Annotated in this window: 12 protein-coding genes; 4 read left to right on the plus strand and 8 right to left on the minus strand. The window is 62.4% G+C overall.

Annotated elements, in window-relative coordinates; all coding sequences use genetic code 11:
* Positions 1 to 517: 517 nt before the first annotated feature.
* Entirely contained in the window at positions 518 to 4,768 is a 4,251-nt protein-coding gene (locus ACW9UO_RS15910) for a GEVED domain-containing protein (protein WP_457086747.1), read from the plus strand.
* Positions 4,769 to 4,861: 93 nt separating this feature from the next.
* Here ACW9UO_RS15910 and hrpB read toward each other — a convergent pair whose 3' ends face one another.
* Entirely contained in the window at positions 4,862 to 7,372 is a 2,511-nt protein-coding gene (gene hrpB / locus ACW9UO_RS15915; RefSeq protein WP_457086748.1) for an ATP-dependent helicase HrpB, read from the minus strand.
* Entirely contained in the window at positions 7,329 to 8,060 is a 732-nt protein-coding gene (locus ACW9UO_RS15920; RefSeq protein ID WP_457086749.1) for a DUF3108 domain-containing protein, read from the minus strand. The genes hrpB and ACW9UO_RS15920 overlap by 44 nt, the downstream gene beginning before the upstream one ends.
* A 229-nt stretch (positions 8,061 to 8,289) precedes the next feature.
* Between ACW9UO_RS15920 and meaB the strand changes: the two genes are divergently transcribed.
* The 3 genes from meaB (at position 8,290) to rpmB (ending at position 10,499) form a co-directional block, all read left to right on the plus strand.
* Complete coding sequence (gene meaB, locus ACW9UO_RS15925; RefSeq protein ID WP_457086750.1) at positions 8,290 to 9,267, plus strand: methylmalonyl Co-A mutase-associated GTPase MeaB; 978 nt, start codon at positions 8,290 to 8,292, stop codon at positions 9,265 to 9,267.
* Entirely contained in the window at positions 9,264 to 10,055 is a 792-nt protein-coding gene (locus ACW9UO_RS15930; RefSeq protein ID WP_457086751.1) for an alpha/beta fold hydrolase, read from the plus strand. Before meaB ends, ACW9UO_RS15930 begins: the two co-directional genes overlap by 4 nt.
* Positions 10,056 to 10,208: 153 nt before the next feature.
* Complete coding sequence (gene rpmB, locus ACW9UO_RS15935; RefSeq protein WP_457086752.1) at positions 10,209 to 10,499, plus strand: 50S ribosomal protein L28; 291 nt, start codon at positions 10,209 to 10,211, stop codon at positions 10,497 to 10,499.
* A 91-nt stretch (positions 10,500 to 10,590) separates the two neighbouring features.
* Here rpmB and ACW9UO_RS15940 read toward each other — a convergent pair whose 3' ends face one another.
* The 6 genes from ACW9UO_RS15940 to tnpA form a co-directional block, all read right to left on the minus strand.
* The gene (locus ACW9UO_RS15940) at positions 10,591 to 11,298 is read right to left on the minus strand and encodes a DUF1194 domain-containing protein (protein WP_457086753.1); all 708 of its coding nucleotides are present in this window, start codon (positions 11,296 to 11,298) and stop codon (positions 10,591 to 10,593) included.
* Positions 11,299 to 11,634: 336 nt separating this feature from the next.
* Positions 11,635 to 11,763 (minus strand): hypothetical protein, encoded by a 129-nt coding sequence (locus ACW9UO_RS15945; RefSeq protein WP_457086754.1) that lies wholly within the window; start codon positions 11,761 to 11,763, stop codon positions 11,635 to 11,637.
* Between the two features lie 599 nt (positions 11,764 to 12,362).
* Complete coding sequence (locus ACW9UO_RS15950) at positions 12,363 to 12,659, minus strand: hypothetical protein (RefSeq protein WP_457085819.1); 297 nt, start codon at positions 12,657 to 12,659, stop codon at positions 12,363 to 12,365.
* Entirely contained in the window at positions 12,659 to 14,272 is a 1,614-nt protein-coding gene (gene tnpC / locus ACW9UO_RS15955) for an IS66 family transposase (protein WP_457085818.1), read from the minus strand. The genes ACW9UO_RS15950 and tnpC overlap by 1 nt, the downstream gene beginning before the upstream one ends.
* Positions 14,273 to 14,334: 62 nt before the next feature.
* Complete coding sequence (gene tnpB, locus ACW9UO_RS15960) at positions 14,335 to 14,682, minus strand: IS66 family insertion sequence element accessory protein TnpB (RefSeq protein WP_457085817.1); 348 nt, start codon at positions 14,680 to 14,682, stop codon at positions 14,335 to 14,337.
* Positions 14,679 to 15,056 (minus strand): IS66-like element accessory protein TnpA, encoded by a 378-nt coding sequence (gene tnpA, locus ACW9UO_RS15965; RefSeq protein ID WP_457085816.1) that lies wholly within the window; start codon positions 15,054 to 15,056, stop codon positions 14,679 to 14,681. Before tnpA ends, tnpB begins: the two co-directional genes overlap by 4 nt.
* Between the last annotated feature and the right edge of the window lie 364 nt (positions 15,057 to 15,420).

Here is a 15,420-nt window from a genome sequence, read left to right on the forward strand (position 1 = left end):
GGCCTAGGCGGTTTCACGAACGGCCCAAAAACCTCAAGAATATGGGAGCGAGGGTCGGCTATGAGCCCAAGGAAGGCGGCCGCCAGCGCCGTTATCCCGGCTCCACGGGCAATAGCCTCTAGGTGACAAACGCACAGCAGTTTCGGGTTTTCACTTGCTCAAGCACGGTGAGGAAGGGCTGCTGGCTCTTTGGGTCTCAATCTCTCCCCTGCCAAGATCCGGTCAGACAACGGCGGGTCGGATGAAGCAGCTGTGTTGGGAGATAGCTAGGCCTGTTTGACGCCCACAGACCGCAGGACAGAAACGCTCTTCACCTCGCCCGGACCACCGTACCGGCGTATGGGCCTCTGACGCCAGACGTCCGCTGCGGAATGTGCGGATGACGCGCCGGGAGCCTATCAAACGATACAAAATATCACCAATCTATACGGACGCACACTGCGTTAACCGATTGGGAATAGGCCATAGGTTGTGAGTGTTTTGTGTGAGTGGCGTAGGTATGATCAGGACGATACAGTTGGCTGTCATTTGGGTGATGGCGGTCTTCATGTTGGCGATGTCGGCCATAGGGGCAGCTGCGCTGACGCCGGGCGATATTTCGTTTCAGTTCACCACTGGGAATGTGGCCACTGCGAACCAGAAAATGATCGTCGACAGCAATGGCTGCGACACCGGTGAGGGCCCGCGTGCCGCTTATATCGGCGGGATCGTGACCAATACCTCGCTCAACACGATTTCAGGATTGCAGGCGACTGTGACTGGGCTGGACACGCTGGCGGGGTTTGATTTCACGGGCGGGCAGGCTCCGGTTCAGACCATCGGCAGCCTTCAGCCCGGCGCGTCACAGGCGGTCTATTGGTATGTGACCTATCCCTGTACGGTCGATCTGACAGACGCGATCAGCTTTGATTTCAACGACGCCGATGTCGGAACGGTCAGCAGCGCCGCCAGCCTGACTACGCTGTCCTCGATTGCGGCCAGCGCCGGCGGGCTGGTCAATATCACGACGATTTCGGCAGGCAACGTCATCGGCAGCTCGGTGTTCTTTGACGTGCAGTACCAGTTCGGCAATGCCGCGCCGGATGACGAATACTTCCTGCAACTGGCGGGCAATATCAGTTTTGACGCCGAGTGCTTTCGTCTCAAGTCAGTCGAAATCTTATCCTCCGATGTGAATGCCATCCCCGTCGGAACGATAGATCAGTTCTATTTCCAGGCATCGGCGCGTCAGGGCGGCAGTGGTCACATTCTGGATGTCAGGTACGAGCTGGTTTATATGTGCGCCGGCGCATCGACCACGGCTTTGCCTTATTCGGCCCAGACCAGTGGCAACAACCTCAAATACACCGGCAATTTCGACAGCCAGCCGCCGGTGACCTTCCTGCCGGGGATCAACCCGCTCTCTGTCGAGAAGACCTCGTCTGTACCGGTCCTGCCATCCGAGGGTGGGGCGACCACATTTACCGTGACGTTTAGCAACTCCTCGACCACCGATACCCTGCTGTCGCGGATCGAGGATACGCTGCCCGCCGGCATGGTGTTTGCCACGACCGATTTGACCAGCGAAGTCACTGAAAGCAATTCGTCTGCGGTGCCTGCCACGGGCGCGACCGGCACGGTGGTCTGGGAATCCCAGCCCGATATCACTTGGGTTGTTCCGGCGAACGGCGCGCTTGTGCTGCGCTACAACGTGACGCTTGATGCAGGCGACAAGGTTTACAGCAACAGCGTTGTCGGGATCATCGGCAATGAAACCGTTGGCCCGGCCACTGCCTCGGTTGTTGTCGGCGCGCCGATCTTTGCACAGATTGCCGCCGAAAACGATGATTTCGCAGCGAGCCCGCTGGACGGTGTCACTGGCGGATTGTCTGGCGATGCATTCGCCAATGACTCAATCGCGCTGGTCCCTGTGGATGCGGCCAATGTGACCGCAACCGTTTTGACAGAGGCAACGCCGAACAATCCCGGCGACGCTGTTCCATTCCTTGAGACCGGCGGCCCAGATGAGGGGCGTGTCACCGTGCCTGCGTCCACACCCGCTGGCATTTACCGCATAACCTATGAACTTTGCGAAGACGCCAACCCCGGCAATTGCGATCAGGCGCAGATTATCATCGGTGTCCTGAACGGGATTGGGGTGGATTATGGCGATGCGCCCATCAGCTATGGCGCGCCTATTCACAACGTCCCGACTGTGCCTTTGGTTTACATGGGCGCGGTTGCACCAGATACCGAGCCCACACCGGCCTTTGGTACAGGTGCGCTCGGCGATGACACTACCAATCAGGACGATGAGGATGGTGTTGCTCTGCCGCTCCTGACCCAAGGTGTGGACACGACGCTTTCCGTCGAAGTCGTTGGTGATGGTTTTCTGCAGGCGTGGCTAGACTACAACGGCAATGGGCTCTTCGACGATGCCCTCGGTGAACGCATTGCAACCGATTTGCGCGATGACGGCACCGGCGATGACACTCTTGCGGGCGATGGTGTTATTCAATTCACGGTTCTGGTTCCGGTGGATGCGACCACCGCATTGACCTATGCGCGTTTCCGGTACGCCAGCCAGTCGGGTTTGCTGTTTTCAGACTTCGCAGCCGATGGTGAGGTCGAAGATTATTCCTTGCTGATCGCTGCGGCAGATCTTGTTGACCGCGGCGATGCGCCAGCCAGCTACGGCGACCCGCGGCACGCAGTCGTGCCCTCGATTTATCTTGGTGCCGGGCTGCCAGACTCGGATATTATCACAATCCACAGCGCCAATGCGGATGGCGATGACCTTAGCGCATCAGACGACGAAGATGCTGTCGCGTCGTTCCCAACGTTCACCGCAGGCAGCACATCGTCGCTGACCGTGGTGACGCACGAGACCTTGAGTATCTCGAACGCCCTGGTGATACCGGCCTTGCGGCTACCCGGCATTACCAATCTACAGGTCTGGATCGATTTCGACGGTGACGGTGTTTTCTCGACCGAGGATCACGTCGCCATCAACTATCGTGACGGTGGCACCGGCGATACCGATGGCGTTTTCAACGACTCGATCACACTTGATATTCCCGTGCCCCCGACTGCCATCAATGGCGACACATTCGCCCGACTGCGTTGGTCGACAAGCAGCGCGCTCGTCTCTGATCCTTTCGATGGGTTCAACGCCGATGGCGAAGTCGAGGATTACAAGGTGACAATCATCAACCCCAACCCGCCTGTCGCGCCTGTCGCCGATCTGTCCATCACCAAGGCCGCGCTAAGCGCCGCAACCGGCCTGCCACTCGCAACGGCGCAGCCCGGGGATGCCATCGACTTTGTGATCAGCGTGTCCAATGCGGGCCCCAGTGCACCCACGGGTGTTAAGGTCAGCGAATTGATCCCTGACGGATACGCGTTTGTGTCTCATGATGCCGCGGCCAATGGCGATACCTTTGATGTTGGAACCGGCATATGGGATTTGGGTCAGGTGCTGGCTGGCGAGACTGAAACGTTGACCCTTCGTGTCACGATGCGCGACACCGGAAACACCACGAACATTGCTGAAATCATCGCAAGCTCGTTGCCTGATCCAGACAGTGACCCCGACGTCGGGCCGCTGACCGATGACTTGTCCGACGGCATTGCCGACGATGACGAGGCCAGCGCGACTGTGACCCGCGATACCAGCGGCACGATCACTCTGCAGGGCCAGGTGATCAACGACAACGGCGCGGGCGGTGGCACGGCCCACGACGGGATTTATAACGGCACCGAGCAGCGCCTCGGCGGGCGGACGGTTGAATTGCGCGCCGCCGACACGACGCTGATCGCCACCACCAGCACAGCTTTGGACGGGGCGTTTTCCGTTGCCGTGGACAACAGCTTTGCCGGAACCGCCTTGACCCTTTCGCTGGCCGAGATCACTCCGACGGAGCGCCACATCTCCTCCAACCCCGGCCCGTTCCCAGACGCGGATCGGCTGGACGGCAGCCTCACGTTCACCCCGGCGGCCAACACCAGTTATGCCCTGCTGAATTTCGGGGTTGTCGACGACCCAAACCTGAGTGCCGACCGGCAAGTCGCGGTTCAAAGCGGCGGCCGCATCGACATCTCTCACCGCTTTATCGCAACGTCTGACATGAGCATTGATTTTGCCGTGACGAACATCGCCGAAAGCACGCCAGCGATCACCAGCATCTCTCTGTGGCGCGACGTCGGATGTGATGCAGACATTTCACCGGGCGACACCGCCATCGACGCGCCCATTGCCGCCATCGCGGGTGAAGAGATCTGCATCATTGCCACGGTCCAGACGTCCAGCGCCAGCCCGGCGGGGTCTGCCGTCAGTTTCGACGTGACGGCCAATGCGACCTTCACCGGCACTTCGGAGCGTGCCGTGGTCTCAAATATCGATCGCGTGACAATCGACGGTGGCAATGCAGTCGAGCTTGGGAAACAAGTGTGTAATGCCACGCAGGGGGTTTGCGATCTCACCACAGGCGCCGGTTTTTCAACCCGGAACTCTGGCAGAGCGGGGGATGTTCTGATTTACCGGATCATCTTTCGCAACTCAGGCAATGCGCCGATATCTGCGGTCTCGATTGGTGATGCGACGCCCATCTACACAAGCCTCACCGCGACCGCGCCGGGTGTCGTGGACGCCCCGGCCAATTTCCCCTGTAGCCTCACGACCGCCCCGACGCCAAGTGGCTATCGCGGCGGTTTACAATGGCAGTGCAGTGGATCCTTGCTACCTCAGGAGCGCGTTGCGGTTTATTTCGAGGTCAGAATACAGAGTTAACTCGATCAGTTTGCGCCCGGGCGAGCGGCTTCTGTAAGGGAGCTTGCGATCTTCCATTACGGCGATACCGCCTGCATCCTCACAACGCACCGCTCACGTCCCGCGCCGCTTCACCCGCAATGTCGGGTCGGCCTCGCGCGGGTCTTCGGGCCAGGGGTGGCGCGGATAGCGGCCCCGCATGTCGCGGCGCACATCGGCGTAAGAGCTATCCCAGAACCCCGGAATGTCCATCGTGGTCTGCACCGGGCGCTGGGCCGGTGACAGGAGCGTCACCCGCAGCGGCTGACCGGCCACCGTGGGATGCGCGGTCTGGCCAAACATCTCTTGGATGCGCAGGGTGATTTCGGGATGCTCTCCGGAATAATCAATCGGAATGCGGCGGCCCAGCGGCGTGGTAAAGGCGGCAGGCACCGCCCGGTCAAGCGCCTGTGTCTGATCCCAACTCAGCCGCGCCACCAGTGCATCATGCGGGTCAAACGCCTTCCATTGCTCGGCGCTGCGAATGCCGGTGAGGTACGGCAGCAGCCAGTCTTCAAGCGTATCCATCAGCGCCGCCTCCGATACTTCGGGCAGATCAACACCGCCTGCGCGTGCCACCTCGATCCGCGCCAAAAGCCGCGCGGCGCCCTTGGTCATCTTCAGCCCAAGGTCGCGCACCCCGTCGAGCATCGCCCGTGCCATCGCCTCGGCTGGGGCGTCTTTCCACAGCCTGTCCTGTAGCACCACCTCGCCAAATCGCTCTTGCTGCCGCGCAATCACCCGGCGTTCGCGGCGCGACCATTCACAGCGGTCGACCCAAGCGATCCGGTCGCCAAACAGCGCCCGGATTTCGCCCTCCGACATCGCCGTTGCCTGCCGGATACGCGCCTCGCGCGGGTTGCCATCGGTGTCTGTCACCACGACCAGCCGTTGCCCGGCCAGCGGGTCGGCCTCGTCCATCACCGCGCCTTTGCCGCCCGACAGCACATAGCGCGGCGCATCGCCCTTGCGGCGCAGCCCGATGCGGTCGGGATAGGCCAGCGCGGCCATCTGCGCGGCGCTCAGCCCGGCCGTGCGGGCCGTCCTGGTCGCACGTCCCAGCCGCTTGGCCTCTTGCCCGATCCGGTCGAGCGCGGCGCGGTTGACCTCATAAGGCCGCCGGTCGCGAAACCCGCGCAGATTGCGCAGCGCTTCAAGCCGCAGCGATAGGTCCACCGGCGCGCCGCGCAACGGGTCTCGGTCGGCCAGAAGCGCCGCCAAAGGCGCGGCCTCAGGCCCGGCCACCGCCAGCATATGCGCCAGACGCGGATGCAGCGGCAGCGCGGCAAGTGCGCGGCCATGCGCGGTGATCAGGTTGTCGCCGTCCAGCGCGCCAAGCATCCGCAACAGCCCTTGCGCCTCGGCCCAACTGCCCGGATTGGGCGCGCTCAGCAGCGGCATCTCTTCCACCGTGCCACCCCAAAGCGCCAGCTCCAGCGCCAGACCGGCCAGATCAGCGACCTCAATCTCAGCCGGGGCAAAGGCGGGCAGGGCGCCCTCTTCGCCACGGGTCCACATCCGATAGCAAAACCCCTCGGCCACCCGCCCGGCGCGGCCCGCGCGCTGGGTGGCCTCGGCGCGGCTGACCCGCTCGGTCACCAGCCGCGACATGCCCGATCCGGGGTCAAACCGCGCCCGCCGCGCGCGACCGGCATCCACCACCACGCGGATGTCTTCGATGGTCAGCGAGGTCTCGGCAATCGAGGTGGCCAGCACCACCTTGCGCCCCTCACTCTCGGGGCGGATCGCCGCGCGTTGGGCGGCAAAGGGCAGGGCGCCGTACAAAGGCCGCAGATGGCACCCGGCGGGCAGGCGGCTTTTCAACAACCCCTCGCAGCGTCGGATTTCCCCCTCGCCGGGCAGGAACACCAGCACCCCGCCTGTGGTCTCGGCCACCGCCTTGACCACCAGATCGGCGCAGGCCTCGGCCAGCCGCACCCGTGGCCCCAGCGGCTTGTCGATCCAGCGGGTCTCAACCGGAAAGGCGCGGCCCTCTGAGGTCACCACCGGCGCATCGTCCATCAGCGCCGCCACTGGCCCAGCCTCAAGCGTGGCGGACATCACGATCAGGCGCAGGTCATCACGCAGCGCGCCGGCAATCTCAAGACAGAGCGCCAACCCGAGATCCGCGTTCAAAGAGCGTTCGTGGAATTCGTCAAAGATCACCGCGCCAACGCCCGAAAGCTCGGGGTCAGACTGGATCATCCGGGTCAGGATGCCCTCGGTGACCACCTCAATCCGGGTCGCCTTGCCCACCTTGCTTTCGCCCCGGATGCGATAGCCAACCGTTTCGCCCGCGACTTCGCCCAGCGTCTCGGCCATCCGCTCGGCCGCGGCCCGTGCCGCCAGCCTGCGCGGCTCAAGCACCACGATCCGACCTTGGATCAACCCGGCCTCAAGCAGCGCCAAAGGCACCCGCGTCGTCTTGCCCGCGCCCGGCGGGGCCTGAAGCACCGCGCGCCCACGCGCCGCAACCGCCGCCAGAAGATCGGGCAGCGCATCATCAATGGGAAGGGGTTGGCGGGTCCGTGTCACCCCGGCCTTATCGCCGAATGAGAAGCGCCCGTCCACGCCGCGTTTTGGCATCGACGCGATTGACCTGCCACATCCCGTCGCCGCCCTCTTTGTAGGTCAGCGAAAACGGATATTTGTCACCCTCGCGCATCGCCTTTTTGGAGAAGCCACCCTCGCGGATGTACTGGCCTTGGCAGGTGACAGTATCGCCCTCGACGCGCGCATCGCTGAGGGTAAAACGCACCCGGCGGCCGCCATCAAAATAGCGGATGCTCTGGCTGCACAGCGCTGCACGCGGACGGTCGCGCAGCACCTGCCAAAAGGCGGTGAGCGGATCAATCAGCCCGCGCTGGCTCGCCGGATCAAGCCAGTGATCGCGCAGCTTGTCGACCTTTTCGATCTTGGGCACGCCGTCGCGATAAACCAGCACCGTATCGGTCTTGCGCTCGCCATTGTCCGAGTTTTCTTCATACCGGGTGGGGGAAAAGTCCTCGCCGCGCACGGTGCCTTGGGTCTTGGCCCGAAAGCGAAAGCCGGAAATCGCGGCGATCAGCCCGCCTGAGTCCGCCTTGCCCGACACCGCATACTGTGCGCCGTCACTCTTCATCCCGAGCTGCATCTCGCCTGCTTTCAGGCCAAGGAAATACACGTCAAACCGCGCGGTTTCGCTGGCCGGTTGCGCCGCCGAGGTGCTGGAGGTGCCCAGAATGACGCCCATCGCGATGGCACCCAACCGGTGCCGCACTGTCTGCCTGAACATGTCTGCCTGATCCCGTCCTCCCCGTGGGGGAGCCTATGTCTCCCTGAAGGAGAGTTTGTGCATCTGGGATGTTTCCACCCTTGGCGACTATCGGTAAGAAAGCGGCAGAGAATTTGCCAGCACGGCACCGCCGGGCCTGCGCCACGCGCGAAACTCCGCGCAATCGCGGGCGCGGCCTGTGCGGAAATGTGCCAGTCTGGCGACCACTGTCGAAAACGTGAGGATACAAATGGATATTGCGAGCCTTGCGGAGCGGGTTTTGTCGGGCGAACGCCGGGCCTTGGCGCGCGCCATCACGCTGATCGAAAGCGGGCGGGCGGATCACCGGGGGCAGGCGACCGAGCTGATCGAAGCGCTGCGCCCCGCCGGGCGCCAAGCGCTGCGCATCGGGCTGTCGGGCACGCCGGGGGTTGGCAAATCCACCTTCATCGAGAGTTTCGGCCTGATGCTGACAGGGCAGGGCTTGCGCGTCGCGGTTTTGGCGGTTGATCCGTCCTCCGCGCGCTCGGGTGGCTCGATCCTGGGCGACAAGACCCGGATGGAGCATCTGTCGCGCGATCCTAACGCCTTTATCCGGCCATCCCCCAGCCAGACCCACCTCGGCGGCGTCGCCCGCCGCACCCGCGAGGCGGTGCGCCTGTGCGAAGCGGCGGGCTTTGACGTGGTGCTGATCGAAACCGTGGGGGTGGGGCAATCGGAAACCGTGGTGGCCGAAATGTCCGACCTGTTTATCCTGTTACTGGCCCCGGCGGGGGGCGACGAATTGCAGGGCGTCAAACGCGGCATCATGGAGATGGCCGACCTCATACTGGTCAACAAAGCCGACGGCGACCTGAAACCCAGTGCCATGCGCACCTGCGCCGATTATGCCGGCGCGTTGCGGCTGTTGCGCAAGCGCCCGCATGACCCCGAAGGCTATCCCAAGGCGCTGACGGTCTCGGCGCTTGAGGAACACGGGCTTGAAAAGGCCTGGGACGAGATGCAGGCCCTGAGCGATTGGCGGCGTGAGCATGGCCATTTCGAGGGGCGGCGCGCGGAACAGGCGCGCTATTGGTTTGGCGAAGAGGTCCGGCAGGCGCTGTTGGCGCGGCTTGAGACCGCCGAGGCCCGCGCGGCCATGGCGCAACTCTCTGAAGCGGTCGCTTCGGGCGCAACCACCCCGGCGCGTGCGGCACAAACCATGCTGACCCGGCATCTTGCGGGATGAAGGCGCACAGGCTGTTTGACGGCAATCTGATCCGCGCCACGCTGTTCAACCCCGGCCAATCGGCGCTGTTCGTCAGCTTTCGCCAGCGCATCCCCGATCCCGGTGCTTTCATGGCTCCAACCCCGGTGCGCAGCTTCACCGCCAACGGCATGAGCCATCTGCACCTGCAATCGCGCTGGAACGATTGGTACATCAACTCCGAAACCGAGGCGCTGGAGGCGGCGCTGGCCGATCTCGCGCAGGGGTTTGACGATGCCTGTGCGATGGGCTTTTCGATGGGCGGCTACGCGGCGTTTCGCTTTGCGGCTGTGCTGCGGCTGCGCCGGGTCATTGCGGTGTCGCCGCAATATTCAATCTCGCCAGACCATGTGCCGTTTGACCGCCGCTACCGCGACTGTGCGACAGGCTTTGACGCCGCGCTGGGCGATCTGGCGACGCGCGGCACCGGGGTGCAGGGCGTGATCCTTGCCGACCCGTTCCGCCCGATGGACATCCGCAACGCCGCCCTGATCACCGCGGCCTTTCCCGCGATCACGCTGGCGCGGCTGGCGGGCGGGGGGCACCCGGCGACCGGGGCCCTGCGCGATGCCGGGCGGTTTGGCAAATTGCAGGCGCAGCTGACCAAGCCAAAGGTGCCACACCGTCGCATCGTGATGTTGCACCGCAACGCCCGCCGCCAAAGCCCGAAATACTGGACTCATCTGGCGGCACAGGCGCAAAAATCCGGCCGAAATGCCCTTGCAAATGCGGCAACAGCACGGGCCAAGGCACTATCTTCTGACGGCTGAGGAAGAATCGCCCCGCCGCGCCATCAGACACTTGACGATCCCCACCACCCCGCGTAATAGCGACGAAACCAAATTCCGGGCGCGGCCTAAGCGGCGCCCTTTGATATTTGCGGGGCGCGGAAAGTCCTGCACCAGAACGATGAGGATAACGACATGGCGCGCCGTTGCGAACTTACCGGAAAAGGCCCGATGACTGGCAACAATGTCAGCCACGCGAAAAACAGAACACGTCGTCGGTTTCTGCCGAACCTGAACGACGTGACGCTGCAATCCGAGACCCTGAGCCGTGGCATCAAGCTGCGTATCTCGGCGTCGGCGCTGCGCTCTGTTGACCACCGTGGTGGGCTCGACAAATTCCTTGCCAAAGCCAAGGACATTGAACTTTCCGGCAATGCGCTGAAAGTCAAAAAAGAGATCATGAAAGCCCAAGCCGTCGAGGCGTAAGCGTTCAATCTGATGACGCGGTCTGCGGACCGTTGAACCCTCGCCGGCCCACCCGGCGGGGGTTTTCTTTTGTTTTGCAGGGGGTTGCGGGCTATTTCGCCGCGATCTGCGCTGCGCCCGGCATCTGCCCCGAAATCTCAAGCACCAGCTTGCGCTTGACCGCCTGGGCAAACGACGCCCGGTCCGAAGCCGTCACCACAAACGCTCCGGTGCCGCCAATGATCCGCTCTTGATACAGCGCCTCAAGCCCGCCATGCGCGCGCCCCGGATCGTCGGGCCGCAGGATCGGCAGGGCATTGATCGTGACGCCCGCAGCCAGCACCTGCGCCCGCGCGGCGGCGATACTTGGGCCGGAATAGGTGTTCACACTGTCGCCGGAAAAATCGATCACCCGCCGCCAGCCGTGGATGTCATTGTCCTCGATCTGCCGCAGCCCCTCGAGCAGCGCGCTGCCAATCGCATTGCGGCCATAGGCCAGCCGTGGCTTGGCCAAAAGCGTGGCGGCAAAGGTTTCCGCCGCCTCCAACCCGTCGATTCGCGTCCAATCGGCGACGACAGCGGTGTTGGCGGCCCACTCGATGTAGGTGACTGCAATCGTGCCATAGGCGGTGCCCTTGATCGCCGCCAGCACCTCGGGATCGGTCAGCGCCGCCGCATAGCCCTGACGCTGAAACGCAATCTCGCGCGCGTCGATCGAGCCAGAGGCATCCGCGAGCAGCACAAGCTCCAGATCGGTGTCCTGCGCCAAGGTGGCACAGGGCAGGGCGAGGGCCAGCAATGTCAGGATCAAACCACGCATGCGGTAACCATAATCCAGCGATAATCCGGCAGGAAACACGTTTCTGTCAGGCCGCGCCAAACAGTTCTATGCGGAAGGATAGTTTGCATCTCCCAATGCGCTTTTGCTCCGATGCAACGCACGGGTTACATGATGCAAGCGATGAGTGACCCGCCGCGCAGCGCATACCCCTGAAGTGGTTTGGGTCCGCACGATCCCGACCGCTACACTGTAAAGCGGGTCATTCATGGCATTTCCCCAAAGACTTATGCACGCATGGAAGGTGAGCCGTTTCGCTCACCTTCCGGCGCGTGTTCGTCTGGGGATGGTGTTGAGAACGGGCGCGGTAAACGCGGGTTATTTGGCCTTCTGGCCGCCGATGGATAGGGCCTTTCCGGCACCCGAGTTCGCGGTGGCGAGAACCTTGGGTTTTTCCTGCTTCGGCTTCTTGATCTCGCGATTGCCTTTGTTTTTGCTCTTGGACATGGGGGTGATCTCCGATGACTATCCAGTGGCGGACATCGCCACGGGCCGTCGCATCGTCAGGCGATCAGGGTTGCCCGGTCTAGCGGGGCGATGATCCTTGGGAGGCGGCAGGGGCGGGAGATTCGCTCTCCCGGAGCCTGCGATCTGGAATCTACGCCTGCGCTGAAGTGCTTGCAAGGGGGATGAATGCACCGTTCGCCATCGCCCCCAGCCCGGACTCAAGGCCCCAGGCCGCCGGGCCAGCGCCTGCCCGCCCCGTCGCCCCAAAGGGGCGCCGACTATAAGTGACACGCCTCTGGCGTGGCGGGCTGGCGCTTTGGCTAATCTTGGTGATTTACTGAAACAGAGCGCGGACTTGGCAGCTATAACGCGTTACGAGAACACCGTCGCATTTCCCCCAGCCCGGAATCAAGGCCGCAGGCCGCCGGGCCAGCGCCTGCCCGCCCCGTCGCACCAAAGGTGCGCCGACTATAACTGACACGCCTTTGGCGTGGCGGGCTGGCGCTTTGGCTAATCTTGGTGGTTCACTGAAACAGAGTGCGGACTTGGCAACCATCAAAGCGTTGCGGAAACACCGTCGTATTGTAACCGCTCCGTTGCTACCGCGGTGATTTTGCCTTGATCCGGGCGACAAGGTCGGTGTCATCGACAAAGTCGTCGAGGAAGTCGTGCCAGGTCTGGGTTGTCAGGCGTGCTTCTCTGATCATGTCAGCCAGCTCTTCGATGCCGTAATCGGTGAGGCCAGTCATGCCCTCCTCTTGCCCTGTATAGATGCGGATGATGCTGCCGTAGGTCAGATTATCATCGTTGCGGATGATTGCCTCGAGGAGGTCTTGGTCTTCGCCAAGCATTTTCGCGACGTGGGCGATTGTGCAAACATGCGTCACTGCTGCCATCAGGCTGCCTTCGATTGCGCGGTTCCAACGGGCACCCAATTCCAAGGTAGCAATTCGTCGAGACGGTTGATCTTGTGATCATGGATGCGGTCGAGAATGTTGGCCAGATAGGCCTGCGGATTGAGGCCGTTGAGCTTGGCGGTCTCAACGATCGTCATGGCCCGGACAAGGGTTTCCGCACCGGTATCGGCCCCGGCAAAAAGCCAATTTTTGCGGCCTATGCCAATCGGTCTCAGGGCGCGTTCGGCCGGGTTGTTGTCGATTGCCACGCGGCCATCCTCAAGGAACAAGCAGAACGGCGTCTGACGGCTCAGACCATAGCGGAATGCCTTGGCGAGATCGCCTTTGCCGGGGATGCGCAGGAGCTGTTGTTCCGACCAAGCGAGGAAGGCTTCGACCTTCGGTTTGCTCAGCTTTTGGCGCGCGGCAAGGCGCAGATCGGCAGGCTGGCCTGCGATGTCGCGCTCGATATCGTAGAACGCCCCAATCCGGTCGAGCGCTTCACGGGCGATCTCGGATTTGGTGGATGCCCAGACGTCATGGAAGTCGCGTCGCAGGTGCGCCCAACAGGCGGCCTCGCGGAAGCGCGTGGTTCCGTCCGGTTCTGGGTCATAAAGCTTGGCATACCCCTTATAACCGTCAGCCTGCAGGATGCCGCAGCCTTCCGAGAGGTGCCGCAAAACATGCTCTTCTTTCCAGTCCGGGGCGAAGTAATAGATCGCCCCCGGTGGCGCTGAACCCGCCCATGGGCGCTGATCACGAACATAGGCCCATATCCGGCCCCTTTTTACGCCCTTGCCGAGGCCCTTGTCGCGCAAGGACCGGTCCAGCACACGGATTGGCGTGTCGTCCGCATGCAGCAGATCACTGCCCATAATATCAGCCTCGATCCGCTCGATAAGCGGCTGGAGGGTTTTCATGGCACGTCCACACCAGCTGACAAGCGTGCTTTCGGGAATATCTGCGCCCATGCGGGCAAAGATCTCGTGCTGGCGATACAAAGGAAGATGATCGTCAAACTTTGAGACCAGAATATGGGCCAGCAGGTTCGGACCCGCCATGCTGCCGGGGATCGGGCGGCTTGGAGCGGGCTCCTGCACCATCTTCTCGCAGCGACGACAGGACTTTTTGATGCGGGCAATCTGGATCACCTTCATCTGGGCTGCGATCATATCAAGCAGTTCGCTGACATCCTCGCCCACTACACGTAAATCACCACCGCAATCAGGGCAGCAAGTGCCAGGATCGAGTTCACGACGCTCGCGCGGCGTTGCGTCAGAGACGCGCGGACGACGGCGGAGCTTCGGAACTGCCGTCTCATCGGGTGCTGGCTCATTCTGACCTTCATCGATGAGGTCATCATCCCCTTCGGCGACAGCGACCAACAGGTCTTCCAGCGCCAGTTCCAATTGTTCGATCTCGCGCTCGATCTTTTCCGACGTTTTGCCAAAGGCCAGTTTCTGCAGCTTGGCGATCCGCAAACGCAGTGCCTGAACAAGTTGGTCATGGACACGCAACGTGGCCGATATCTTGGCATTCTCTGCCTGCAAAGCAGCGATCATTGCCTTCAGAACAGCGGGATCATCAGGAAGATTTACAACATGGTTTGACATGCGTCCAACTACCATGGCGCAAGTGGAAGCGCCATAAAAACAAGGCTAATCAGGCGGATAATTCACCCAACTCGAGCCGGTGGTGCGCCCCAGTTCGGGCGACGCCAATCTATCCCTTCCCACAACATTGCCAACTGCGCCGAGGTCAGCCGCGCCGCGCCCTCTGTCGCTGCGGGCCAGGGAAATCGACCGCGTTCGAGCACTTTGTAATAGAGGCAGAACCCCTGACCGTCCCAATAGAGAAGCTTCAGCCGGTCGCCCCTGCGCCCCCGGAAGGCAAAAACCGCACCGCCTGTCGGCTTCTGGCGCAAGACATCTTGGACCAGAGCTGCCAGACCGGCGATGCCCTTCCTCATGTCCGTGACGCCGCAGGCCAGATACACCCGAACGCCGGTCCCCGGGCCGATCATGCCGCCTCCACCGCTCGGATCAGCAGCGTCAGCAACGCCGCGTCCATGTTGCTGTCAAAGCGCAGGCAGCGCCCGCTGCGTAGACGCAATTCGACCGGCTTGGGCTCTGCTCCGGGGGACGCTTCGGAGATGGCGGGAACGCGGTGCGCGGGTGGAATATCGACAGCAAGGAACAGCACGCCGCTCTCCGGCGGCAAAAGCCCTTTCTTCTTCAGATCATGGCGCCAGGCATAAATTTGTTGCCGTGTCACATCATGGCGCTGCGCAACTTGCGTCACTGTCGCATTATCGATCCCGACCGACATGACGATCCCGAGCTTCTCTTCATCGCTCCACCGCCGCCGCCGCTCAAGTCCAAGAATTTCACCCCGCATCAACACCCCCGCATAAGACACGTCGCAAACGACGTCGTTATGCACGTGTCTTAGCCCATCACGCCAAAATCAGGCAGGCGGTAGCAACGGAGCGGTTACGTCGTATTCCCCCCAGCCCGGAATCAAGGCCGCAGGCCGCCGGGCCAGCGCCTGCCCGCCCCACCGGGCTGGCGCTTTGGCTGGTCTTGCTGGTTCATCGAAACAGAGTGCGGGTTTGGCCACCATAAAGCGTTACGGAAAAACCGTAGCAGCGCCACCCCGCGGGCAGGCGCTGGCCCGCTCTGTCGAGGCAGGGGCGAGTATAGAGCAGTCGGGTTGAGCTTAGGACGTAGCAGAAGTCTTATCGATCTCAGGTTTCTTTGGT

This window comes from Marinovum sedimenti, assembly GCF_054052205.1.